A 22188-nucleotide genomic window follows, 5' to 3' on the forward strand; every position below is an offset into this window, starting at 1 on the left:
CCCGGGAGGGGCCGTTTTTGCTGGTCTTTGAGAATTTCTGCTGTGATCAGCCCAATTTCTGCTGTGATCAGCCCTTGGCGACGATGCGCATGAACGCGGGCATGTCGTCACCGAATCCGACGGTCCCATCGTTGTCTTCCTGGCGATGGCGGGCCGGGCGATTGCCGTCGCGCTGCGGCCTGGTGTCGCCACGTTCCGGCGCGCGCTGTTCGTTGCGATGGCGATCGGGCGAAGCCTTGCGATCGGGGGAAGATTGGCGTTCGGGTGAAGCTTGGCGTTCGGGTGAAGTGTGGCGCTCGGTGTTTTCCGAGCGGATCGCTTCCTTGCGCGCGCGCCGCTCACCGGCATCGGCGACCGCGGGCTCGGCTGCCACCGGCTGTTCCTCGCGCGCCGCATCCGGTGCTGCAGCTTCCCTTTGCTTGGCGGGGCGTTCGCGGGGCCTGCGTTCGCCCCTCCCCTTGCCATCGCCCTTGCGGCCGGCGCGGCGCGGCGCGCCGCGGCCACGGCGGGGAGCATCGTCGTCCCCGCTCTCGCTGGCGACGACTGTCGACAGATCGCCGTCATGCCACTCGATCTTGTTGCCGATCAGCCGTTCGATCGCCTCGATGTATTTGGTGTCGGACTTGGTGGCGATGGTGAAGGATTTGCCCGAGCGGCCGGCGCGGCCGGTGCGGCCGATGCGATGGACATAGTCCTCGGCATGGATCGGCACGTCGTAATTGAAGACGTGGCTGACGTCGGGGATGTCGAGGCCGCGCGCCGCGACGTCCGACGCAACAAGGTAGCGCAGTTTGCCGTCACGGAAATTGGCCAGCATCTGCATGCGCGCGCGCTGGTCCATGTCGCCATGCAGCGCGCCGGCGTCGAAATCATGTTTCAGCAGCGAGCGGAAAAGCTCCGAGACCTCGATCTTGCGGTTGCAGAAGATGATGGCGTTCTTCAGTTCCGCATCCTCGGCCTTTATCAGATTGCGCAGCGTCTCGCGCTTGTCCCAGGGTTTCGAGCCGGATTTCACCAGCCGCTGGATGATGTTGGTCGCGGCGGACGCCGCCTTCGAAACCTCGACGCGCACCGGCGCGTGCAGGAATTTCTCGGTGAGCTTGGTGATCTCAGGCGGCATCGTCGCCGAGAAGAACAGCGTCTGCCGCGTGAACGGGATCATCTCGCAGATGCGCTCGATGTCGGGAATGAAGCCCATGTCGAGCATGCGGTCGGCCTCATCGATGACCAGGATCTCGACGCCGTTGAGCAGAAGCTTTCCGCGCTCGCGATGATCGAGCAGGCGGCCTGGCGTCGCGATCAGCACGTCGGCGCCGCGCTCCAGCTTCTTGTCCTGCTCGTCGAAGGATACGCCGCCGATCAGCAGCGCGATGTTGAGCTTGTGGTTCTTGCCGTATCTGATGAAGTTCTCTTCAACCTGCGCGGCAAGCTCGCGCGTTGGCTCAAGGATCAGCGTGCGTGGCATGCGCGCGCGCGCCCGGCCTTTTTCGAGGCGGGTCAGCATCGGCAGCACGAACGAGGCCGTCTTGCCGGTGCCGGTCTGGGCGATGCCCAAAATATCCTTGCCGAGCAAAGCGTGCGGAATTGCGCCGGCCTGGATCGGAGTCGGGTCGGTGTAACCGGCGTCGGTGACTGCGGAAAGGACCTTCGGCGACAGGCCGAGGTCTGCGAAGGTCAACACGTCTTGAGCGATCTGGGTGTCTGAGGACAAGTTTGGCTGTCTTTGGCTGGTTCGGGGGCGCAACGCAAGCGGTCGCGGCAAGCGCCGCGCGCCTGCAAGATTGGTATTGCAGGTAGGCGCAAGCCCACGATTTGTCAACACAAACAGGCGGGGGACGGCACGATTGTGAAGTCGTAACCTTAATCGCGATGCTTAATCGAACTGCTGTCGCTGCGCCGGCTCAATAGCGGAACTGTTCGGCGAGAATGCGCTCGTTCCACGAGTGGCTCGGATCGAACAGCAGCGTCGCCGTCACCGTTGGCGATTCCTGCACCGTAACCGAGGTTACGGCCTTCACCTCGGTGTGGTCGGCGGCGGCGTTCACCGGCCGCTTTTCCGCCTCCAGGATATCGAAGCGAACGGTCGACTTGTTGGAGAGCAGCGCGCCGCGCCAGGGGCGCGGGCGGAACGGGCTGACCGGGGTCAGCGCCAGCAGCGGCGCGTCGAGCGGCAGGATCGGTCCGTGCGCGGAGAGGTTGTAGGCGGTCGAGCCGGCCGGCGTCGCGACCATCACACCGTCGCAGTTCAATTCCTCCAGCCGCACTTGCCCGTCCACGGTGATACGGATCTTGGCCGTCTGGTAGGACTGGCGCCACAGCGCAACCTCGTTGATCGCCAACGCCGAGATCGTTTCGCCCTCTGCCGTCACCGCCTGCATCTCCAGCGGACGGATCGTTTCGGCAACGGCTGCCGCGATGCGCCCGGTCAAACCGCTGGCGCGATATTCGTTCATCAGGAAGCCGATGGTGCCACGGTTCATGCCGTAGACTTTTTTTCCCGTGCTCATCGTGTCGCGCAAGGTCTGCAACAGGAAGCCGTCGCCGCCCAGCGCCACGACGATCTCCGCATCTTCGATGGACGCCTGGCCATAGCGCGCCGAAAGGCTCTCCAGCGCCGCCTTGGCGTCGGCGGTGTCGGACGAGACGAAGGCGAAGCGGCTGGCGGCTTTGTTCATGGCTCCCCAATGGCGAGTGTTGATGGCGACCGGTCGGTGGCGACCGGTTTGCTTGGGCCGCGCCAGCGCCGGGTTAGCATGGGCTGGCAGATCTGCAAAGCGAGACATCTGGCGCCGCTTGATACAGCGCCGGGAGGAGCCGCCGGCCTGCTGCTCGCGCATCGTGTCGAGTGACAAGCGAATGTGATGGTTAAGACGGGAATTAAACTCTCGTAAAGCCGGATCGACCATGTTAGCCGGCATGGGCGGCGTGGGGCCAGCTAGTCGGACCGATTTATTGCCGGTAACACGCCTGATTGTCATCGTCCTGATGCTGGGAAGTTTTGCGCTTGCCTTTGCCCAACTGGTGCGCCAGTCGGAACAGACGAGTTTGAGACCCCAACCCACGGCTTCACGCTGCGGCGATGCCGCCGGCACGCCGTGCCCGCAACGGGCGTTGTGACTTCGCCAAGCACTTCTCGCGATAGGAGGCCGGTGCTTAGCGCGCCTGCAGCAGATGGCAGCCGGCCTGCCGCTTTTGTGCGAGATACTCGTCGATAAGCTGGCGGTAGCGCACCTTGCCGAAGCTCGGGAAGTGGCCGCCATGCACGACCGCAACATCGAGCTCGCGCATCCGCAGCAGCGTCTCGACATAGTCGTCGACAGCGGAATGATAGACATCGTCGATCAGCGGGCCGTCATAAACGATGTCGCCGGAAAGCAGGATGCCGGTCTTCCTCTCGTAGAGCGCGATGCCACCGGGTGAATGGCCCGGCGTGTGGATCACCTCGAAGACACGGTCGCCGAGATCGACGAAATCGCCTTCTCCAAGCAGACGATCGGCCGGCGCCGGCTGGATCCGGTAGCGCGTGGCATCCCAGCCTTGCGGCATTGCGTCGAACATGGCGTCGGTCGCGTAGCGGTCGGCGACCGTCCATTCATTGCGCGGGTCGGCGAGGATTTCTGCTTCGGCCGCATGCACGCAACGGTCCGGAAATTCGTGATGACAGCCAATATGGTCGAAATGCGTGTGGCTGGCCACGCAAACGAGCTTTCGCTCCGTCACCAGCGGGACGTGGCGCCGCAGGCTGAAATGGCCGAGGCCGGTGTCGAACAGAAGATCGCGATCGCGGCCGCGCACATGCCAGATGTTGCAGCGGAAGAACGGCTTGATCCACGGCTCGTGGATCAGCGTTACGCCATCGCCCATACGGATAGCTTCATACCAATTCGCAGCGTCGATGATCGGAAGCGTGCCCATGGCTCAGTCCGCCAGAAGAATGACATCGCCAGCGTCGCACGAAACCGCAGAGATGTCGCCCGGCTGGACGGCCGCAGCAGCGGGAACCCTGGCGATGAAGTGCAGCGCCGGGTCTTTCTCGGAGACAGCCAGCACGCGCTTGAAGCTGCCTTGAAACACCACGTCGCTCACCTTGGCCGTGCCGAGCCTTACCGCGCCGCCGGCCGCGCCGAGGACAAGGTGCTCCGGACGAACGGCGAGGGCGACAGTCGTTCCGGCCGGCAGTGTGCCGGTTAGCGAAAGCGCTCCGATTTGGGTCGCGACAGTGATTGTTCCGTGCTCCGCCGCCGTCACCGTTCCCGATATCAGCGTGCTCTCACCCATGAAGGTTGCGGAAAAGCGCGTCGCCGGCCGCGCATAGACGCGCTCGGGCGGACCTTCGTCCTCGATGCGCCCGTCATTCATGACCACGCAATGGTCGGCCAGTGCCATCGCCTCTTCCTGGTCGTGGGTGACATGGATGAAGGCGGTGCCGACGCGTTTCTGGATCGCTTTCAACTCATCCTGCATCTGCCGGCGCAATTTTAGGTCGAGCGCGCCGAGCGGTTCGTCGAGCAGCAGCACCGCCGGCTCGACGACAAGCGCGCGGGCCAGCGCGACGCGCTGCCGCTGGCCGCCGGAAAGCTGGTGCGGCTTCTTGTCGAAGGCGGTGGCCAGACCAACCAGCGCCAGCGCCCCGCGCGCCCGCGCGCTCCGTGTCGCGGCATCGACGCCTTGCATGCGCAGGCCGAAGCCGACATTGCTGCCGACGCTCATATGCGGGAACAGCGCATAGTCCTGAAACACCGTCGTCGTCGGCCGCTTCGCCGGCGGCACCGCGGTGCAGTCCTCGCCGCGGATCAGCACCTTGCCTTGGCTCGGCGTGACGAAGCCGCCGAGAATGGACAAAAGCGTCGTTTTGCCGGAGCCCGACGGGCCGAGCAGGATGGTGTAACTGCCCGGCTCGATTTGCAGCGACACATTCCGCAGCACGGTGTGCTGGCCGAAGCGATGCGAGACAGCGCGGACATCGACCAGTGGCGCGGTCATGCCGGCTTCCTCCGCAACAGCATCAGTTCAAAAAGCACCACCAGCACGATGGAGACGGCGAAGACCAGCGAGCCGACGGCGTTGGTCTTGGGATTGAGGCCTGAGCGCAGCAGGTTCCAGATCTCGACCGGCAGCGTCGTGTCGAAGCGCGTCAGCAGGAACGAGATCACGAATTCGTCCCAGGAGAAGGTCATCGACAGGAAGAAACCGGCAAAGATCGCCGGCGCCATGACAGGCACGGTGATCAGCAGCAGCACCTTCCATTCGGGCGCGCCGAGGTCGCGCGCGGCACGCTCGATGTTGGTCTGGTGGTCGCCCATCTGGCTGTAGATGATGGCAAAGCAGAGCGGCAGGTTGATCACGACGTGGCCGATGCCGGCGGCAAGCAGCGACTTCGGTATGCCGGCCCAGTTGAACAGCACCAGCAGCCCCATGCCGATGATGAGATAGCTCACGGTCAGCGGCAGCGTGATCAGCCCGCGCAGCAGGGCCGAGCCCGGCAGGACGAAACGCGCAAAACCCCAGGCAGAGAGGAAACCGAGCGTGACTGCGGCAGCCGAGGAGAGGGCCGCGACCAGAAGCGAATTGACCAGCGCCGAGGTCAGCCGCGTGTCGGTGAGCACGGCGTCGTACCAGCGCAGCGACGGCCCGGTGAAGGGCGGGATCGGAAACGACGTCGCCTGCAGCGAAAACAGCACCAGCACGACCACCGGCAGGAAGATGAAGCCATAGATGGCGATGGCGTAGAGCAACGAGACGATGCGGACAAGGGCGCGCATGGTCAGGCCCGCTCGATCTTGAGCCAGCGGGCGCAGGCGAGATAGGCAATGGTGACGACCGCCATCAGGATGATCGACAGCGCCGAGGCGAGCGGAAAGTCGCCGCGCCGGCCGATCTGCATCATCACCAGCTGCGGCATCAAAAGCTCGTTGTTGCCGCCGAGGATCTGCGGCGTGATGTAGTCGCCGATGCACAGCACGAAGGTGAGGAAGGCGCCGACCATGATGCCGGGCAAGGTCAGCGGCAGGACGACATGCAGGAACGTGCGCACCGGCCCGGCGCCGAGATCGGCGGCTGCCTTGCGGTAGCTCGGGCTGAGCTGCTTCAGATTGGCGAAGATCGTCAGCGTCAACAGCATGACGAAGAAATGAACGAAGCCGATGACCGTGGCCAGCCGTGTGTTGGCGAGCTGCAGCGGCTCGCTGAACAGGCCGGAGCCGGTCAGGGCGCGGTTGATCACGCCGTTCTGCGCCAGCACCAGCAGCCAGGAGTAGGAGCGCACGACATAGGAGGTCCAGAACGGCAGCACCGCCAGCATCAGCGCCAGCCGCTGCCAGCGTTCCGGCACCTGTTCGGCCAGGATCCAGGCGAAAGGGTAGGCGAGCAGCACCGAAATCACGGTGACGATGGCTGTAACCTGCAGCGAATTCACCATCGCCTGCCAATAGGCCGGGTTGGTGAAGAACTGGCTGTAATTAGCGAGTGTAAAGCCCCTGCCGTCATGCGCCGTCAGGCTGGAAAACCCCATGGCGACGAACGGCAGCACGAAGAACAGCAGCGTCCAGCCGAGCGCCGGCGTGACCAGCGCCCAGGGCAGGCCCGCCCGGGGCAGGGCACGGCCCGCCCGGGGCAGGGCACGCCCGCTGTTGGTGGCAGAGTTCACGACCGGCGACCGGTCACTGCGCCTGCAGCATTTCGGTCCAGACGTCCTGCATCTTCTTGTCGAGATCGGCGTTCGGCGCCGGATAGGGCTGGGCGCGGGCGAGGAAATCCGGCTGCTCGTCGAAGCGCAGGATCTTCTTCTGCTCATCGGTCAGAGCCGCCTTGGTATTCGCCGGCATGCCCCAATAGCAGGCAGAAGTGGCAAGCCGCGCCTGGCCTTCAGGGCTCATAATGTACTGGATGAATTTTAGCGCCGTGTCCTTGTTTTTGGAATCCTTGAACATGGCCAGCGACTGCGACCACAGCACAGCACCTTCTCTGGGGATCGAGAAATCGAGGGCAGGGTTCTCCTTGGCCAGCCCGGCCGTCACCCATTCGCCGCCGCCGACCAGAATGTCGACCTCGCCGGTCGCCAGCGCGGTCTGGCTGGCGGTCACCTCGCCGACCAGCTTGGCATTGGCCTTCATCTTGAGCAACTCTTGCTTGATGGCCGGAAGGTCGGCTTCGGTGAGCTCGGCGGTCTTCTTGCCGATCGCCAGCGCCGCCATGCCGATGACCGGCAGGTAATAGTCGTAGATGGCGATCTTGCCCTTGTATTTGTCGCCGGTCAGCGCGGCCAGCGACTGCATGTCGGCCGGATCGACCTTGGTCTTGTTGTAGCCGATGGTGTTGTAGCCGAACTTTTCGGTGATGCCGTAGCGCTTGCCGTCGACCACGGTGGAGCTGTCCATCTTCACCTGGGGAAAGAGGTCGGCCAGCGGCAGCTCGTCTTCCGGCAGCGGCTCGAACAGGCCCTTTTCGACGCCGCGCGGTATGTCGATGCTGTCGATCACCATCACGTCCCAGTCGCCGGGCTGCGACTGCTCGACAATCGCCATGCCAGCGCCGGTGCCTTCGAATTCCTTGACATTGACCTTGACGCCATTGGCCTCTTCGAAGGGCTGCAGCAGCGCCGGGTCGGCGTGATCGCACCAGATCAAGGCGTTGAGATCGGCAGCCTGGGCGAGGCTGCCCGTCGCCAGCAGCAGCGCTGTCGCTGCACACGCGGCGTGAAGGTGGCTCTTCAGAACGGAAAGCGGCTTCCTGGTTGTTGGATTCGGGGTGTCTGGATTGATGGTCATCGAGTGTTCTCCCTTGCCTTTCTGGCTTCTGGCAAAAAATTGAACCAATTCTAAAATTGAGTCAATTCTGTTTTTATGGCAGATAGCCGACATGAGCGGATTGCGGGCAAGGCAAAAGGCGGATCGGCATCGCCGGATCATCGAGGCGGCGGCGGCGCTTTTTCGCGACACCGGCTATGAAGCCGCCAAGATCGAGACGATCGCGGCGCAGGCGGAAGTCTCGGTCGGCACGATCTACAACTATTACCAGAACAAGGGCGACATCCTCGGCGCCATCGTCTCGATGGAGGTCAACGAGGTGCTCAATGCCGGGCGCGGCGTCGTCGCCAACCCGCCGGCCAATGTCGGCGATGCGCTCGACACGCTGCTCGGCATCTATATCGAGCATTCGCTGCATTATCTCAGCAAGGAGATGTGGCGGCAGGCGATGGCGATCTCGACGCAACTGCCCGACAGCCCGTTCGGCCAGGCCTATACCGCGCTCGACCGGGCGCTGACCGAACAGATCCGCGCGCTGATCGCCCGGCTGCAGGGGCTCGGCCTGGTGCGCCGGGATATCGATGGACACGCCTTAGGCGAACTGGTGTTCAACAACATGAACATGATGTTCATCGAGTTCGTGAAGCGCGATGAGGCGAGGATTGCCGAATTGCGCGCCGCGATACGAAGGCAGAACCGGATTCTGGTGGCGGCGATCGCGGTGTGAAGGGCTCCCGATGGGATTTCTGTGGCCCGGACGCCGCTAACCGCAATCGCGCAGGTTCAATTCCGCTGGTGGGAGCACCTCCGCTGTCGACTACATCGGCGGTGTTCTACCGAGCATGCCTGGGTGGCCGCGCACGTGGAAACGGCACGACGGTCAAGGGCGCCTTACGGAATTCGGCGATGGCTATTTCTTCAATCAGCAAGTCCAGTGCCTCGTTGACGCGCTGGCTCGTTTCATCCATGCCGCAGAGCCGGTTTTGGGCGCACTCCAAGAGCTCGCGCGCCGCAGCGAAGTCGCTTCGCATGACACCACCCGTCGTTCAGCCCACCGCCCGGACATTGTCAGCGCGCTAAATTGAGCGATTGCTAATATACACAGGGGCATTTTAATCGAATGGCATTAATGGCCGGGAGCGGAAGATGCCGGCCGGTCCGCATCCCTGTTGCATCCATTGGTTCTGATGCCCCGGACCGGAGGCATGGGCGCTCGCTTTGCGAACGCGGGGATTACTCCTGATACGATCTTGGACGGCTTAGAAATTCTCTGGCGGCAGCGATCTGGCGTCGATGCTCGCGAAGGAAGGCCAGGCTGAAACAGATCGAAAAGGCCAATCCCGAAAAGGCTATCGTTGCCTGCGAGGTCGGATCGGGATCGGCAATCATCAGAAAGCGGAAACCGAACGCCAACGCGAGGGCAGCAAGACCACCATACATGCCACCAATTAAAGGGGCGATCGTGCGTTTCTGCTCCAACAGCGACTCCTATGGTTTCCGCCAGGGAATACCTGTGGTCCGCTAGCGAATATATGTGTTCAAGCTGATGGGCTATGGCCCCGGCCTGTGGAAATCGGGGATGAGCAGACTTCGGCCGACCCTGACGATCACTAGGGCGTCGGGCTTGAAAGGTAGAGAAATTTCGGTTTGTGTTACCCCTCTTGGGGGCTGCAATGAAGCGTCTTTTACTCGCGCCACTAGTGGGACTTACGATTTTTACTGCTGACGCCTGAGCAGCAGTCGATCCAAGGTACAAGGCCGAACAGAGCGCATTGATTAAATGCAATCAGTTGTGGTCGGCAAAGCTGTCAGTTCAGCGCGGCGATCCGTATCGTTAGCGAGAAAAGCGCAGCAATTGTGCGCCGGACAAGAAGCAGCATACGAGCAAGCGATGCGGCCGATCCTTTACTACAAGGAGGTAGCCGATCGACACATGCGAAAGATCCGTGCCTTTCAGCTGAAGTCCAATGCTGCGATGATCGTCAAAGTCCGCGCGCTCATGACAAAGAGAAAGCGATGACCAAGCCAGGCCGTGCCGGAAACAATGTCGGGGGATCACAGTAACCGCGTCTCCTGTGCCAGCTCGGCTACATCTTAGGATCAAGCTTCGCCCCAGGAGGTCCAGAAAGCTTCGACGCTGTCGCTAAAGAGCAGGGCACGCTTCGAACTCAATAACCATTCCGCTTGCTTATAATCTCGCGTCGGCTACTGCCAGACCATCGACATGTTGATCGAACACGCGGTGGCGAGGTTATGGGGTGCGGTGATCCTCGCAATGTCGCGTAATGCCAATTGCTTTTCGAATTGAATTATTTCAACCTCGCCTTGCAGGATCGGGCGATGCTTGGGTCGAGATCGCCAAATATCGAGGGGGCAACGTTGAACCGGATTTTGATTGTCCTCGGCGCGGCAGTTTGCGTCCTATCTTCGGCCGCTTCAGCCGGACAGGGAGTGCCGCAAAACATTACTTTCCTGGCTCGGATGGCCGACGCCAAGTTGAATTTGGCCGCTACAATGGCAGGTAACGTCAACGGCGTTGCGCAGAGATGCCGGGCGCTGAAGCTGAACGAAAATGGAAAAGCCATTATAGCCGTTCCAGTCCTTTTGTACGACGGTGTCGATAAACACCTGACACCCAATCCACCTAAGTTCAAGAGGGCCATCCGCGCCTATGAAGCCGCTTACAACAAAGCGGTGCGGCGCAGGGATGATTGCCAGACTGAGAAGGCCAAGTACCCGAGACTCTATCGGTAGATAGCTGTCGCCATCATTAACCGAAAATTATATTGCAGAAGCGGGTGCACCAACTTGGTCGTTGATATCTTTTCCAAGCGGCAGAAGCGTCAGCGGGGCGAAATGCCGGCCAGGAGGGTGACGAGCATCTTCATAAGCGATCCTCCTTTGCTGGTCCCCGCAACTGATTGAAACTCCATCGAACGGCTTTCTGTTGCGTGGGCCGCTTTGCAGAGTGTGGACGGCCCTCAACATCAAGCCCGGAAGCGCATCCCGCCGGGCCTGATATCCGATGTCACAATCAGCCGCCGTTAGCAGGTGCTGCCGGAGCGGGTGCTGCCGGAGCAGGTGCGGCCGGCTCTGCCGGAGCGGACGCGGCTGGCGCTTCGCCCGTAGGCGCTTCAACCCTAGGCGCTTCAACCTTTACGTCGACGTCCTTTCCGGTGCCCCCGCCGTTGATGTTGATAACGCCGGTGAACAACAGCAGGATCACGATTGCGATAATAGCGAGAACGACGGCGACAGCGGTGCCGGCGCCATTTCCGCCTGAGTTAACAACGGTGGGACCGTCAGCCATGACTATCTCCTATTCTCAATTATCACTGGTCGGCAACGGGACCGGCGGGCACTTAGTTCCGGCGCCGGGCTATGGTCCATGACACAATAAGACTGAAGTCTGTGCGTTAAAGACAGAGGGCTGAGGCTGGCAACCAAGATCTTGGCAAAGGATTGGTATTTGGCCGCCGAGCAAAGTCCCTTCATCGGTGGTTCCGGGTGCCCCGCTGTATACTCATCGGCGGGCACCCGATACGGCACCCTAACCGCGGAAAGAACTGTGACCATTATCCAGAGCAAACAGAATGTCGATGCGGTCGCAAGCCGACCCGCCAATGACAATCAAACTCCTGACCCAACAGATTTCTCGGTGGTTGATCTTGTTTCGTCGAGCGACGACGACGTCGTTGCAATCGTCAGGCGAACAGAGCGCCTGGCCCTCGCCGTGATCATAGTAATGGCGATCTTCCTGATCTTTGCACCGGTACTCTACATTGCCCTGATGTATGGGATCTAGAGGTCCCGATTAGCCCTCGCCCCCTTGCGCAGCGCGGCAAAATCCGAAAGGCCGGCCTCATTCAAGACGACAGGCTTTGGTGCCCCCGGACGGAATCGAACCGCCGACCTTCGGTTTACAAAACCGCTGCTCTACCAGCTGAGCTACAAGGGCACGGCGCTCCGGTTAGCATATTTGGTGCGCCAGTAAAGACAAAACTCCGTCTTGAGCCCGCCGGAGCTGCCGGCGCAGGCATCCTGAAAACGGCCAATTGGCTTCCTATATCGTTCTAAGGTGCAATCGCATGGGCGAGAGTGTCGCATGATCAGACTTGTCGTCATTGCCCTGATCGTCGTCGTGACCTGGTTTCTCCTGGTGAAGCTCATCAAGATTTTGAAGAGCGCCAATGTCGACTGGACCGGCGTCACCACCATCATCGGCTTCATCGCGCTTGCCTTCTGGCTGCGCCACATCACCGGCATGGGCTGAGGCCTCCCGCCGCCGGACTGTCGATCGGCGCTCTCGCCGGTCGACATTTGCGCGCCTGCCTGCAAACCTGTTCAGTTCGGCCGCTTTTGCGCTTTTGAAAAAATCCAAAAAAACCGTCGAACCTTTTTCCTTGCTGCAACGACTGATGGTCAAGAGGCGGGATGGATCGCCTCTCAGACAACGCAGCAAGGAGATCGTCATGTTGAAGCGCACCATCGTTTCCGGCCTCATCGCCACCACTGTCGCCGCCGCCATGCTGGCCGGCACCGTTCAGCCTTCGGCCGCCCATCACAAGCACCATCACAACAAGCACCTTGGCATCGGCATCGCCGCCGGCGTCGGCGGCTTCCTGCTCGGCAGCGCGCTCGCCCAGCCGCGCACCGTCTACATCGAGGAAAATGGCGGCTCATGGCACGTCCGGCGCTGCCTCAACCGCTATCAGAGCTACGATCCCTACTCCGATACCTATGTCGGCTACGACGGCTACCGTCATCGCTGCCGGCTTTGAGGGGAGGTGAACCGTTTCAGGCAAGGCAAAAAGGGGCACCCACTGCCCCTTTTTCAGCTGTCTGGGTTGCAAAATTGAACCGGCACCGCAACCGGTTCCAGCGAGGGATGTACAGGGATTTTTCGACAGCTTAGTCTGGCGGTGAAGGCACCAGAGGGAGAGGGACGCTTGGACGAGCACGAACCCAAGGAAGAGCAGATTGAGACGGATTTCCGCAACGGAACGATCACCACCGTCGGCATTCTACTGGCTTTCTCGCTGGGCTTCATCACGCATTGGGCCGCCAACCCGCTCCCTTGGGAAATCTATCACCTGGCAGCCGTCGTGCCGATTTTGATAGGCATCGCATTGCAGATACGAGCGCTGCGGTTGCTGCTCGACACAACGTCTCTACAGCGACGCGTCCATGAACGTGCCACCCGCATCTTCATCGCCGGCCTCATCTTCACCGCCTGCGGAGTTGGGCTGGCGATGCTGCTTGATTTCTACGACCTATCGACCAAGAGCGCGGTGCCCGGGGCTAGCTCATCCTGACAGATGTCGCACCATTCGGCGCCGGTCAGCGCTGCCATGCGCTCGACGCCTATTTTCACCGCTGCATTGGTTGCGCCGGCCGCTGGCACGACCTGATCGTAGGCGCGCAGCGATACGTCGCAATAGACCGGCAACGGCGAGGCGAGGCCGAAGGGGCAGACGCCGCCAATCGGATGGCCAGTGATTTCGGCCACCTGCTCGGCATCGAGCATGCGCGGCTTGCCGCCGAATGCATCGCGCGATTTGCGATTGTCGATGCGCGCGTCGCCGCGGGCGACGACCAGCATAACCCGGTCACCGACGCGCAGGCAGATGGTCTTGGCGATCTGCCCCGGCTCGACGCCGTGCGCCTCGGCCGCGAGCGCGACGGTCGCCGAGCTTGTCGGCGTTTCGATCACCTCGATGTCGGGGGCATATTCGGCGAAGAAGGCTTTGACGGATTGGAGGCTCATGCGTCTTTCGGGCGTCGGCTGGCGGAAGGTGGACGCAAACTTGGCCGTAGCCGGGCGGCTGTCAAGGTGAGCGCGCAGCGCCAATCTCGAAGAGTGAACCCGGTTCGGCGGCGCGGATTGGTGAAGAAGGGGGCGGCAGACCACCAATCATCCTGGTTATTTCCGTTGCGGCTTCGCGCACCAGGGGGCCGATCTCGGCCAGCCGCTGCGGCGTGACCCGCACCGTCGGTCCCGAAACTGAAACGCCGCCGATCGGCTCGCCGAACTCGTTGAAGATGGCGGCGGCAACGCAGCGCATGCCGGGGTGCCGTTCCTCGTCATCGACCGACCAGCCGCGCAGCTTGATCGTCACCAGATCACGGGCCAGCGCCGAGATGTCGGAAAGCGTCTTTTCGGTGAAGCGCTCCAGCCCGGTCCGGCGCAGGACGGCGCCGACGCGCTGCGGCTCGAGATGCGCCAGCACCGCCTTGCCGATGCCCGATGCATGGAAGGAGCTGCGCGTGCCCGGCCGGAAGAAGGCGCGGATCGCCTGATGCGTCTCGACCTGGCTGACGAAGACGACGCAGTCGTCCTCGGCGACGCCGAGATTGGCGGTCTCGCCGGTCTTCTCCATCAATTCCTGCATTACGATGCGGGCGCGATCGACCAGCTTGCGGCGGCGCAGGAACGCCGCGCCCATGCGATAGGTCTCGACGCCGATCGACCACAGCTGGTCGCTGCTGTCGAACTCGACCATGCCGTGGTTTTCCAGCGTCGTCAGCATGCGGTAGGCGGTGGAGGCGGGGAGGCCGCTTTGCGCGGCGATCTCGCTCAGCGACAGGCCGCTGCCTTCGGCGACGATGGCCAGGATGCGCAGCGCCCGGTCGAGCGACTGCACCGAAGCCGCCTCGGCCGGACCTTGGAAGGCGCGCGGCCGTCCGCGCTGGCGTTTCTCGGCGGTTTCCATAGTGGCATTCTTGCCAATTTCGCCAAATGCTCAATGAAAAAGTTTTTCACCATTTGCCACACGAATTTCGTGGAAAACAGAAAATCCAATTAAGTCAGTAGATAGCAATCGTTTCTTATAAATGAAAAAATATTCTGAAAAAATTGAAAAATAACAGGCGCGCTGGCATTCTCGGCCATCAACACATTCCTTGGAGGCTTGACATGGCCAGGATGCGCGCAGTCGACGCAGCGGTTCTCGTTTTGGAAAAAGAAGGCACCTCCTGCGCCTTTGGCGTGCCGGGTGCTGCCATCAACCCGTTCTATTCGGCGCTGAAGGCGAGGGGTACGATCCGCCATATCCTGGCGCGCCATGTCGAGGCGGCCTCGCACATGGCCGAAGGTTATACCCGCGCCAGATCAGGCAATATCGGCCTGTGCATCGGCACTTCCGGCCCGGCCGGCACCGACATGATCACCGGCCTCTATTCGGCCGCGGCCGATTCCATCCCGATCCTCTGCATCACCGGCCAGGCGCCGCGGGCGCGTCTCAGCAAGGAGGATTTCCAGGCCGTCGACATCGCAGCCATCGCAGCACCCGTCGCCAAATGGGCGGTCACCATCATGGAACCCTACCTGGTGCCGATGGCGCTGCAGAAGGCGTTCCACCTGATGCGCTCGTCGCGGCCGGGGCCGGTCCTCATCGATCTGCCGGTCGACGTGCAACTGGCCGAGATCGAGTTCGACATCGACGCCTATGAGCCGCTAGTGCCGTTCAAGCCGGCAATGTCGCGCGGCCAGGCCGAGAAAGCACTGAAAATGCTCAACGCGGCGGAAAAGCCTGTCATCGTTGCCGGCGGCGGCATCATCAACGCCGATGCCTCGGATCTGCTGATCGAGTTCGCCGAAGTCACCGGCGTACCCGTGATCCCGACGCTGATGGGCTGGGGCGCGATCCCCGACGACCACCGGCTGATGGCCGGCATGTGCGGGCTGCAGACTTCGCATCGCTACGGCAACGCGACGATGCTCGAGGCCGATTTCGTCTTCGGCATCGGCAACCGCTGGGCCAACCGCCACACCGGCTCCGTCGACGTCTACACCAGGGGAAAGAAATTCATCCATGTCGACATCGAGCCGACCCAGATCGGCCGTGTCTTCGCGCCGGATCTCGGTGTCGTTTCGGATGCCGGTGCGGCGCTGAAAATGCTGCTGGACGTCGCCACCGAATGGAAGACGGCTGGAAAACTGCGCGACTGGTCGGGCTGGGCCAGGGAATGCCAGGTCCGCAAGAAGACGATGAAGCGCAAGACGCATTTCGACCAGGTGCCGCTGAAGCCGCAGCGCGTCTACGAGGAGATGAACAAGGCATTCGGCCGCGACACCACCTATGTCACCACGATCGGGCTTTCGCAGATCGCCGGCGCCCAGTTCCTGCATGTCTACAAGCCGCGCAACTGGATCAATTGCGGCCAGGCCGGCCCGCTCGGCTGGACGCTGCCGGCCGCGCTTGGCGTTCGCGCCGCCGATCCGCAGCGCAACATCGTGGCGTTGTCCGGCGACTATGATTTCCAGTTCATGATCGAGGAATTGGCGGCCGGCGCGCAGCACAGATTGCCCTATATCCATGTCGTCGTGAACAATGCCTATCTCGGCCTCATCCGCCAGGCGCAGCGCGGCTTTTCGATGGATTTCGAGGTCAGCCTCGCCTTCGAGAACGTCAACCGGAAGGACGATCCCGAGGCCGGCTACGGCGTCGACCATGTTGCTGTCGCAGAGGCCATGGGCTGCAAGGCGGTCCGGGTGCGTAGGCCGGAGGAATTCGCCGGCGCCTTCAAGCAGGCGGAGCGCCTGATGAAGGAGCACCAGGTTCCCGTCGTGCTCGAATTCATCTTGGAGCGCGTCACCAATGTTTCGATGGGCACTGAAATCGACAAGGTCACCGAATTCGAGGACCTTGCCGAACATCATGAAGACGCGCCGACCGCGATTGTCATGCTGGACTGAACGGAGAAAAAGAATGCCACGGTTTTCAGCCAACCTCTCGATGCTCTTTGGCGAGCACGATTTCCTCGACCGCTTCGAAGCCGCCGCCCGCGCCGGCTTCAGGGGTGTCGAATATATCGGCCCTTATGACCATGCGCCCGATGTCGTTGCGGCAAGGCTGAAGAAAAACGGCATGACGCAGGTGCTGTTCAACCTGCCGGCCGGCGACTGGGGCAAGGGCGAGCGCGGCATTGCGGTGTTGCCGGATCGTATTCCCGAGTTCCGGCAAGGCGTCGCCAAGGCGATCACTTATGCGCAGGCGCTGGGCTGCGAACAGGTCAACTGCCTCGCCGGCATCGCGCCGCAAGGCGTCGAGCGTTCGGTGCTGGAAGATGTTTTAGCCGAAAACCTGGCTTTCGCCGCCGAGAAGCTGGAGCAGGCCGGCGTGAGGCTGCTGATCGAGCCGATCAACACCCGCGATATTCCCGGCTTTTTCCTCAACTATTCGGACCAGGCCCTGGCGCTCATCGACCGCGTCGGCTCAAAAAACCTGTTCCTGCAATACGACATCTATCACATGCAGATCATGGAGGGCGATCTCGCCCGCACCATCGAGGCAAACTTCGACCGCATCGCGCATATCCAACTGGCGGACAATCCCGGCCGTCACGAGCCGGGGACGGGCGAGATCAATTTTCCTTTTCTGTACAGTCACATCGACCGCATCGGCTATACCGGCTGGGTAGGGGCGGAGTACAAGCCGAAGGGCGGGACGGAAGCCGGGCTGGGCTGGTTCCGGGAGTTTGTAGGGCAGGGGAACGCTGCGGCTTAGCGGTTTGAACTTGCGTTCCGTCGCGCCCCCTCTGGCCTGCCGGCCATCTCCCCCACAGGTGGGGAGATCGGCAGTTCCGGCGCCGGCTTTTACTTTTCCAACCTCGAAAATTGGCGAAAGCGGCGGTGACGTCCAATCTCCCCACCCGTGGGGAGATGGCCGGCAGGCCCAGAGGGGGGCGCGACGGAACGCGGCCTTAAAAAGAACGGAGAACATCAATGGAAACCATCGGCTTCATCGGCCTCGGCATCATGGGCACCCCGATGGCGGGGCATCTGCTCGACGCCGGCTACACCGTCGTCGCCAGCGACCATCGCTCGAAACCGCCGGCCGATCTTGTCGCCAAGGGTCTAAAAACCGTCACCGGCCATCACGCCGTGGCAAAGACGGCCGAGATCATCATCACCATGGTTCCCGACACGCCTGAGGTGGCCGACGTGCTGTTCGGCGACAACGGCGTCTCCTCGGGTTTGACCGCGGGCAAGTTGGTCATCGACATGAGCTCGATCTCGCCGATCGAGACCAAGGAATTCGCCATAAAAGTCAATGCGCTCGGCTGCGACTATCTCGATGCGCCGGTGTCGGGCGGCGAGGTCGGCGCCAAGGCCGCGTCGCTGACCATCATGGTCGGCGGCGAGGAAAAGGCCTTCGAGCGCGCCAGGCCGGTGTTCGAGAAAATGGGCAAGAACATCACGCTGGTCGGCCCCAACGGCGTCGGCCAGACGACCAAGGTCGCCAACCAGATCGTCGTTGCGCTGACCATTGAAGCGGTCGCGGAAGCGCTTGTTTTTGCATCGAAAGCCGGCGCCGATCCAGCCAAGGTCCGACAAGCGCTGATGGGCGGGCTGGCCGCCTCGCGCATCCTCGAAGTGCATGGCGAGCGCATGATCAAGCGCAGCTTCGCGCCGGGCTTTCGCATCGAACTGCACCAGAAGGACCTTAATCTCGCTCTGGAGGGGGCAAAAGCGCTTGGCGTCCAGCTGCCCAACACCTCGACGACGCAGCAATTGTTCAACGCCTGCGCGGCCAATGGCAGCGCCAAGGAGGATCATTCGGCACTGGTCAAGGCGCTGGAGCGAATGGCGGGGCAGGAGTTAGGGGAGTAGGGGAGTAGGGGAGTAGGGCAGTAGGGATAGCGCTTGCAGCGAGCCGCAACCTGCCTTTCTTGCTGCCTTATTCTTACTCCCCCTACTCCCCTACTCCCCTAACCCAAAAACTTCCTCGCCGCATAAAGGCTCACCGCCGCCGCGTTCGACACGTTGAGCGAGCGGATGGCGCCGGGCATGTCGAGCCGCGCCAGCGTCGTCACCGTTTCGCGCGTCTTCTGGCGCAGGCCCTTGCCCTCGGCGCCCAGCACCAGCGCGATCTTTTCTCCCGAAAAACTCTTTTCGAGTTCCGCCGGTCCGTCCGAATCGAGGCCGATGGTCTGGAAGCCGGCCTCGTGCAACTGGCCGAGCGCGTCGGCGAGGTTCTTAACCTCGATCTGGTCGATATGCTCCAGCGCGCCGGAGGCCGACTTTGCCAGCACGCCGGATTCATGCGGGCTGTGGCGCGCCGTGGTGATCAGCGCGCCGGCGCCGAAGGCGACCGCCGAGCGCAGGATCGCGCCGACATTGTGTGGATCGGTGACCTGGTCGAGCACCAGCACCAGCGTTGTATCGCCGAGCGCATCGAGCCGCTTCGGCTTTAGTGGCTCGGCTTCGATCAGCACGCCCTGATGCACGGTTTCGGAGCCGGTGACCTTGTCGATGTCTTTCGGCTCGACCATCTCTGTCTCAAAGGGCAGGGCGGCGAGGTCGGCGATCGCCAGCCGCTCGGCGGCGTTGCGCGTCACCAGCATCTTCTTGATCCGCCGGCGCGGATTGTCGAGTGCTGCTCGCACCGTGTGCAGGCCGTACAGCCGCACCAGCCCATCCGCGGCGGTCTCTCCTGGTGGTACCGGCTGGCGCGGCCTGAACGCCGGCGCGCCGCCGCTCTTCTCGTCGCGATGCGCGCGGCGCAGTTTGGCGTAGTGGGTGTCTTTCGGGGTTTTGGGCTTGTTATCGTTGCTCATGGCCGGTTCTATAGCCGTGTCGTTCGCCTATGGATACAGCCTGAAAACCCTGCTCGTCGGGTCGTCAACAAATTCAGCGCGTTTTGCCGGGATGTTGCGGTTGACAGTTTTGGGCGCTGCCGCCATAAGGCGCTTCGCGACGGGCTGCTCCTGCGGCCGCGACGCGTCGATGCCTCGTTGCATGGCTCCGGCGGCAGACTGGAGAGGTGCCCGAGTGGTTAAAGGGGACGGACTGTAAATCCGTTGGCTATGCCTACGTTGGTTCAAATCCAACCCTCTCCACCACTGCCGGCCCGGAAGCCCTGAAACGCAAAGCCTCGGACCGAAAAGTGCATAGCGGTTTTCGGGTGAAATGCGCGGGTATAGCTCAGTGGTAGAGCAGCAGCCTTCCAAGCTGAATATGCGGGTTCGATTCCCGCTACCCGCTCCAAGCATGCTGTTAAAGTCATTATCGAAAATAAAATAACTTCCTTGAAAATGCGCCGTGTCACTGCGTGTGCCTGAGCGGCAATGCCGTCATCCACATCGCCAGGTCTTCAGTCGGCGCCTCCGGTGACATGATCTTCGTATTGAGGCAGGTCGTCGGTGATCGTGGACCACTTCGCCTTGGAGCCGACAAAGATGTGGTGCGTCGGACGGATGGCCGGCTCGTCGACGAGCGTCCCCATGGCGACGTGGACGAAGGCGCCGTCGCGGACGACCGAGTAGAGCAATGAGCCGCAGGTCTTGCAGTGCACGTTGTGGCCGGTCTCATCGCCAAAGATCAGGAGGTTGTCCTCGCCCTTGGTCAGGCTCAGTCTCTCACGCTCGATGCCGGCAAACGGCTTGAAGGCCGAACCGGTGGTGCGCCGGCAGTCCGAGCAGTGGCAGTTGGCGGCGTAGATGAACTCGTCGGCCACCGCGTATTGCACGGCGCCGCACAGGCATTTTCCGGCAAGCATGCGGTTGCCGACGTTCTCCTGGCTTGTCACAGGTTTCTCCATTTTTTGCGGGCAGCGGCCAAGTTGAAAGTTGTGATGTAACCGTTTGGTCACCACTGCCCAAATTATGCGACGACGGTCAGTCGGCGCCGCCGCTCGTCGAGCGACACGATGGTCAGCCCGCTGGCCACCACCAGCAGGATACCGCCGATCGCCAGCGCGTTCGGCAATTGCTGGAACACCACCAGGCTGGAAATGACCGCCCAGACGGTGAAGCAGTAATAGAACGGCGCCACGACGCCGGTTGGCCCGGCGCGATAGGCCATGAAGATGAAGAAATGGCCAAAAATCAGGAACAATCCGGCCCCGGCCATCAGCAGTAAATGATGCGTCTCGGGCGCCACCCACCGCTCCGACATCAGATGCGCGACGCCTGATCCGACCAGCACCACCACCACCGCGGAAATTGCGACGATCATTCCGGGCACGTCGGCGGCGACCCGGCGCCCGGCGAGATCGCGCGCGGCGGCGAACGCCGCATTGCCGAGCGCCAGCAAGGCGTAGACCGAGATTCCCTGCATCGTCGGCTGCGCCACCATCACCGCGCCGATGAAGCCGAGCCCGATCAGCGCCATGCGCAAGCCGCCGATCCGTTCGCCGAACAGGACAGAGGAGCCAATCAGCATGAGCAGGGGCGTGATCTGTCCCAGGGCGGTCGAATCGGCGATCTGCATGTTGGCAAGCGCCACCACGTAGCAAAGGATTGCCGCCAGCTCGAGCAGGTTTCTTTGCAACACTCTCCTGTCGAGGATCAGCGGGATCTGCCTGGCGTAGCCCAGCGCAAACAGCAACGGGATTCCCCACAGTGTTGCCGCCGTCCCGCGCAAAAACAGCACTTCATAGGGCGGCAGCCCAACCGTCGCGAGCTTCAACATGGTGTCGTTGGCGACATAGGACCCGGTCGACAGGATCATGAACAGCGGGCCGCGGATGGCGATCGGAATGAAATGCATCGGATCAGGAAATCAGACCGGCGTCACACCGGCAATGGGCCAGATCCGGCAGTAAATCCGGCAAGGCGGACAGGCGGAAGCGGCAATATCCGTCGGCTGAATGCCGGCAGCCGCGGAACCTATCTTCGGCCATTCCATTTCTTCTTGTTCGTTTCTATATCCGCGCCACATCCCCGAAAACCGGATCATGGGTTCAGACCGGGTGAGAAAGCCCCGGACACAAGACACTTGTGTTTTTCGGCCGCAGTCGCTAATCGCCCCGCATTCGACTGAACTGAAGGTCCCGGCCGTCCAAGGAAAGAGACTATGGCAAAAGGTAAATTCGAGCGTACAAAGCCTCATGTGAACATCGGCACGATTGGCCATGTCGATCATGGCAAGACGTCGCTGACGGCGGCGATCACCAAGTATTTTGGCGAATACAAGCGCTACGACCAGATCGATGCGGCGCCCGAGGAGAAGGCGCGCGGCATCACCATCTCGACGGCGCATGTCGAATACGAGACGGCCAACCGCCACTACGCCCATGTCGACTGCCCCGGCCACGCCGACTATGTCAAGAACATGATCACCGGTGCCGCGCAGATGGACGGCGCGATTCTGGTCGTGTCGGCCGCCGACGGCCCGATGCCGCAGACCCGCGAGCACATCCTGCTGGCCCGTCAGGTTGGCGTGCCGTCGATCGTGGTGTTCTTGAACAAGGTCGACCAGGTCGACGACGCCGAGCTGCTCGAGCTGGTCGAGCTCGAGGTGCGCGAGCTTTTGACCAAGAACGAGTTCCCCGGCGACGACATTCCGATCGTCAAGGGTTCGGCGCTTGCGGCTTTGGAAGATTCCGACAAGAAGATCGGCGAGGATTCGATCCGCGAGCTGATGGCTGCGGTCGACGACTACATCCCGACGCCGGTTCGCCCGCTCGACAAGCCGTTCCTGATGCCGATCGAGGAC

The 22188-nt window shown here is 62.1% G+C and carries 24 protein-coding genes and 3 tRNA genes; 12 read left to right on the plus strand and 15 right to left on the minus strand.

The window, feature by feature from the left end; all coding sequences use genetic code 11:
- Positions 1–67: 67 nt before the first annotated feature.
- The 7 genes from AC0L2Z_RS22935 to AC0L2Z_RS22965 all read right to left on the minus strand — a co-directional run bounded on the left by AC0L2Z_RS22935 (position 68) and on the right by AC0L2Z_RS22965 (position 7766).
- On the minus strand, positions 68–1711 hold the full coding sequence (locus tag AC0L2Z_RS22935; protein ID WP_473629372.1) for a DEAD/DEAH box helicase: 1644 nt from the start codon (positions 1709–1711) through the stop codon (positions 68–70).
- A gap of 190 nt (positions 1712–1901) precedes the next feature.
- Positions 1902–2675, minus strand: a complete 774-nt coding sequence (locus AC0L2Z_RS22940; RefSeq protein WP_473629373.1) for an NAD kinase — start codon at positions 2673–2675, stop codon at positions 1902–1904.
- A gap of 478 nt (positions 2676–3153) precedes the next feature.
- The gene (locus AC0L2Z_RS22945; protein ID WP_473629374.1) at positions 3154–3915 is read right to left on the minus strand and encodes an MBL fold metallo-hydrolase; all 762 of its coding nucleotides are present in this window, start codon (positions 3913–3915) and stop codon (positions 3154–3156) included.
- 3 nt (positions 3916–3918) lie between these two features.
- The gene (locus tag AC0L2Z_RS22950) at positions 3919–4983 is read right to left on the minus strand and encodes an ABC transporter ATP-binding protein (RefSeq protein ID WP_473629375.1); all 1065 of its coding nucleotides are present in this window, start codon (positions 4981–4983) and stop codon (positions 3919–3921) included.
- Positions 4980–5762, minus strand: a complete 783-nt coding sequence (locus AC0L2Z_RS22955) for an ABC transporter permease (RefSeq protein ID WP_473629376.1) — start codon at positions 5760–5762, stop codon at positions 4980–4982. The genes AC0L2Z_RS22950 and AC0L2Z_RS22955 overlap by 4 nt, the downstream gene beginning before the upstream one ends.
- A 2-nt stretch (positions 5763–5764) precedes the next feature.
- Positions 5765–6646 (minus strand): ABC transporter permease, encoded by an 882-nt coding sequence (locus AC0L2Z_RS22960; RefSeq protein ID WP_473629377.1) that lies wholly within the window; start codon positions 6644–6646, stop codon positions 5765–5767.
- A 13-nt stretch (positions 6647–6659) separates the two neighbouring features.
- Positions 6660–7766 carry a polyamine ABC transporter substrate-binding protein gene (locus AC0L2Z_RS22965; RefSeq protein ID WP_473629378.1) on the minus strand — a complete coding sequence of 369 codons (1107 nt, stop codon included), beginning with the start codon at positions 7764–7766 and terminating at the stop codon, positions 6660–6662.
- 91 nt (positions 7767–7857) lie between these two features.
- Between AC0L2Z_RS22965 and AC0L2Z_RS22970 the strand changes: the two genes are divergently transcribed.
- Positions 7858–8472, plus strand: a complete 615-nt coding sequence (locus AC0L2Z_RS22970; protein WP_473479052.1) for a TetR/AcrR family transcriptional regulator — start codon at positions 7858–7860, stop codon at positions 8470–8472.
- Between the two features lie 506 nt (positions 8473–8978).
- On the opposite strand, the gene AC0L2Z_RS22975 is transcribed toward AC0L2Z_RS22970, so the two are convergent.
- Positions 8979–9224, minus strand: a complete 246-nt coding sequence (locus AC0L2Z_RS22975) for a hypothetical protein (protein WP_473479049.1) — start codon at positions 9222–9224, stop codon at positions 8979–8981.
- 813 nt (positions 9225–10037) lie between these two features.
- Between AC0L2Z_RS22975 and AC0L2Z_RS22980 the strand changes: the two genes are divergently transcribed.
- On the plus strand, positions 10038–10499 hold the full coding sequence (locus AC0L2Z_RS22980; RefSeq protein WP_287171861.1) for a hypothetical protein: 462 nt from the start codon (positions 10038–10040) through the stop codon (positions 10497–10499).
- 280 nt (positions 10500–10779) lie between these two features.
- Here the strand turns inward: AC0L2Z_RS22980 and AC0L2Z_RS22985 are convergent, their stop codons facing one another.
- Complete coding sequence (locus tag AC0L2Z_RS22985) at positions 10780–11055, minus strand: hypothetical protein (RefSeq protein ID WP_473629379.1); 276 nt, start codon at positions 11053–11055, stop codon at positions 10780–10782.
- 258 nt (positions 11056–11313) lie between these two features.
- Here AC0L2Z_RS22985 and AC0L2Z_RS22990 point away from each other — a divergent pair, with 258 nt between their 5' ends.
- The gene (locus tag AC0L2Z_RS22990; RefSeq protein ID WP_473629380.1) at positions 11314–11550 is read left to right on the plus strand and encodes a hypothetical protein; all 237 of its coding nucleotides are present in this window, start codon (positions 11314–11316) and stop codon (positions 11548–11550) included.
- A 77-nt stretch (positions 11551–11627) separates the two neighbouring features.
- Here the strand turns inward: AC0L2Z_RS22990 and AC0L2Z_RS22995 are convergent.
- Positions 11628–11703: transfer RNA gene (locus AC0L2Z_RS22995), tRNA-Thr, on the minus strand.
- A gap of 147 nt (positions 11704–11850) precedes the next feature.
- On the opposite strand from AC0L2Z_RS22995, the gene AC0L2Z_RS23000 reads away from it, so the two are divergent.
- The 3 genes from AC0L2Z_RS23000 (at position 11851) to AC0L2Z_RS23010 (ending at position 13060) form a co-directional block, all read left to right on the plus strand.
- On the plus strand, positions 11851–12018 hold the full coding sequence (locus AC0L2Z_RS23000) for a hypothetical protein (protein ID WP_473479039.1): 168 nt from the start codon (positions 11851–11853) through the stop codon (positions 12016–12018).
- A gap of 199 nt (positions 12019–12217) precedes the next feature.
- The gene (locus tag AC0L2Z_RS23005) at positions 12218–12526 is read left to right on the plus strand and encodes a BA14K family protein (RefSeq protein WP_473479037.1); all 309 of its coding nucleotides are present in this window, start codon (positions 12218–12220) and stop codon (positions 12524–12526) included.
- Between the two features lie 168 nt (positions 12527–12694).
- A complete protein-coding gene (locus tag AC0L2Z_RS23010; RefSeq protein WP_128168541.1) occupies positions 12695–13060 on the plus strand; it encodes a hypothetical protein in 366 nt (121 codons plus the stop codon).
- Here the strand turns inward: AC0L2Z_RS23010 and AC0L2Z_RS23015 are convergent.
- Entirely contained in the window at positions 13012–13512 is a 501-nt protein-coding gene (locus tag AC0L2Z_RS23015) for a YbaK/EbsC family protein (protein ID WP_287058836.1), read from the minus strand. The two genes, AC0L2Z_RS23010 and AC0L2Z_RS23015, sit on opposite strands and share 49 nt — an antisense overlap.
- A gap of 61 nt (positions 13513–13573) precedes the next feature.
- On the minus strand, positions 13574–14458 hold the full coding sequence (gene bhcR / locus AC0L2Z_RS23020) for an HTH-type transcriptional regulator BhcR (RefSeq protein ID WP_473629381.1): 885 nt from the start codon (positions 14456–14458) through the stop codon (positions 13574–13576).
- A gap of 203 nt (positions 14459–14661) precedes the next feature.
- Here bhcR and gcl point away from each other — a divergent pair, with 203 nt between their 5' ends.
- From gcl to AC0L2Z_RS23035, 3 genes are all read left to right on the plus strand, one after another.
- Positions 14662–16443: a glyoxylate carboligase gene (gene gcl, locus AC0L2Z_RS23025; protein ID WP_473629382.1), complete on the plus strand. Its 1782-nt coding sequence runs from the start codon at positions 14662–14664 to the stop codon at positions 16441–16443.
- A 13-nt stretch (positions 16444–16456) separates the two neighbouring features.
- The gene (gene hyi, locus AC0L2Z_RS23030) at positions 16457–17254 is read left to right on the plus strand and encodes a hydroxypyruvate isomerase (protein ID WP_473629383.1); all 798 of its coding nucleotides are present in this window, start codon (positions 16457–16459) and stop codon (positions 17252–17254) included.
- A 218-nt stretch (positions 17255–17472) separates the two neighbouring features.
- Positions 17473–18360 (plus strand): 2-hydroxy-3-oxopropionate reductase, encoded by an 888-nt coding sequence (locus tag AC0L2Z_RS23035; RefSeq protein ID WP_473629384.1) that lies wholly within the window; start codon positions 17473–17475, stop codon positions 18358–18360.
- Between the two features lie 98 nt (positions 18361–18458).
- On the opposite strand, the gene AC0L2Z_RS23040 is transcribed toward AC0L2Z_RS23035, so the two are convergent.
- Positions 18459–19307, minus strand: coding sequence for a TrmH family RNA methyltransferase (locus tag AC0L2Z_RS23040; RefSeq protein ID WP_473629385.1), 849 nt, complete (start codon positions 19305–19307; stop codon positions 18459–18461).
- Positions 19308–19507: 200 nt separating this feature from the next.
- Between AC0L2Z_RS23040 and AC0L2Z_RS23045 the strand changes: the two genes are divergently transcribed.
- A tRNA-Tyr gene (locus AC0L2Z_RS23045) sits at positions 19508–19592 on the plus strand.
- A 71-nt stretch (positions 19593–19663) separates the two neighbouring features.
- A tRNA-Gly gene (locus AC0L2Z_RS23050) sits at positions 19664–19737 on the plus strand.
- A gap of 106 nt (positions 19738–19843) precedes the next feature.
- Here AC0L2Z_RS23050 and AC0L2Z_RS23055 read toward each other — a convergent pair.
- Together AC0L2Z_RS23055 and AC0L2Z_RS23060 are read right to left on the minus strand one after the other, a co-directional pair.
- Positions 19844–20248 carry a GFA family protein gene (locus AC0L2Z_RS23055; RefSeq protein WP_128169110.1) on the minus strand — a complete coding sequence of 135 codons (405 nt, stop codon included), beginning with the start codon at positions 20246–20248 and terminating at the stop codon, positions 19844–19846.
- A 104-nt stretch (positions 20249–20352) separates the two neighbouring features.
- Positions 20353–21240 carry a DMT family transporter gene (locus AC0L2Z_RS23060; protein WP_473629386.1) on the minus strand — a complete coding sequence of 296 codons (888 nt, stop codon included), beginning with the start codon at positions 21238–21240 and terminating at the stop codon, positions 20353–20355.
- 306 nt (positions 21241–21546) lie between these two features.
- Between AC0L2Z_RS23060 and AC0L2Z_RS23065 the strand changes: the two genes are divergently transcribed.
- A partial coding sequence (locus tag AC0L2Z_RS23065) for a GTP-binding protein (RefSeq protein WP_473629387.1) occupies positions 21547–22188 on the plus strand: 642 nt, incomplete at its 3' end.

The organism is Mesorhizobium sp. WSM4850, from assembly GCF_055811735.1.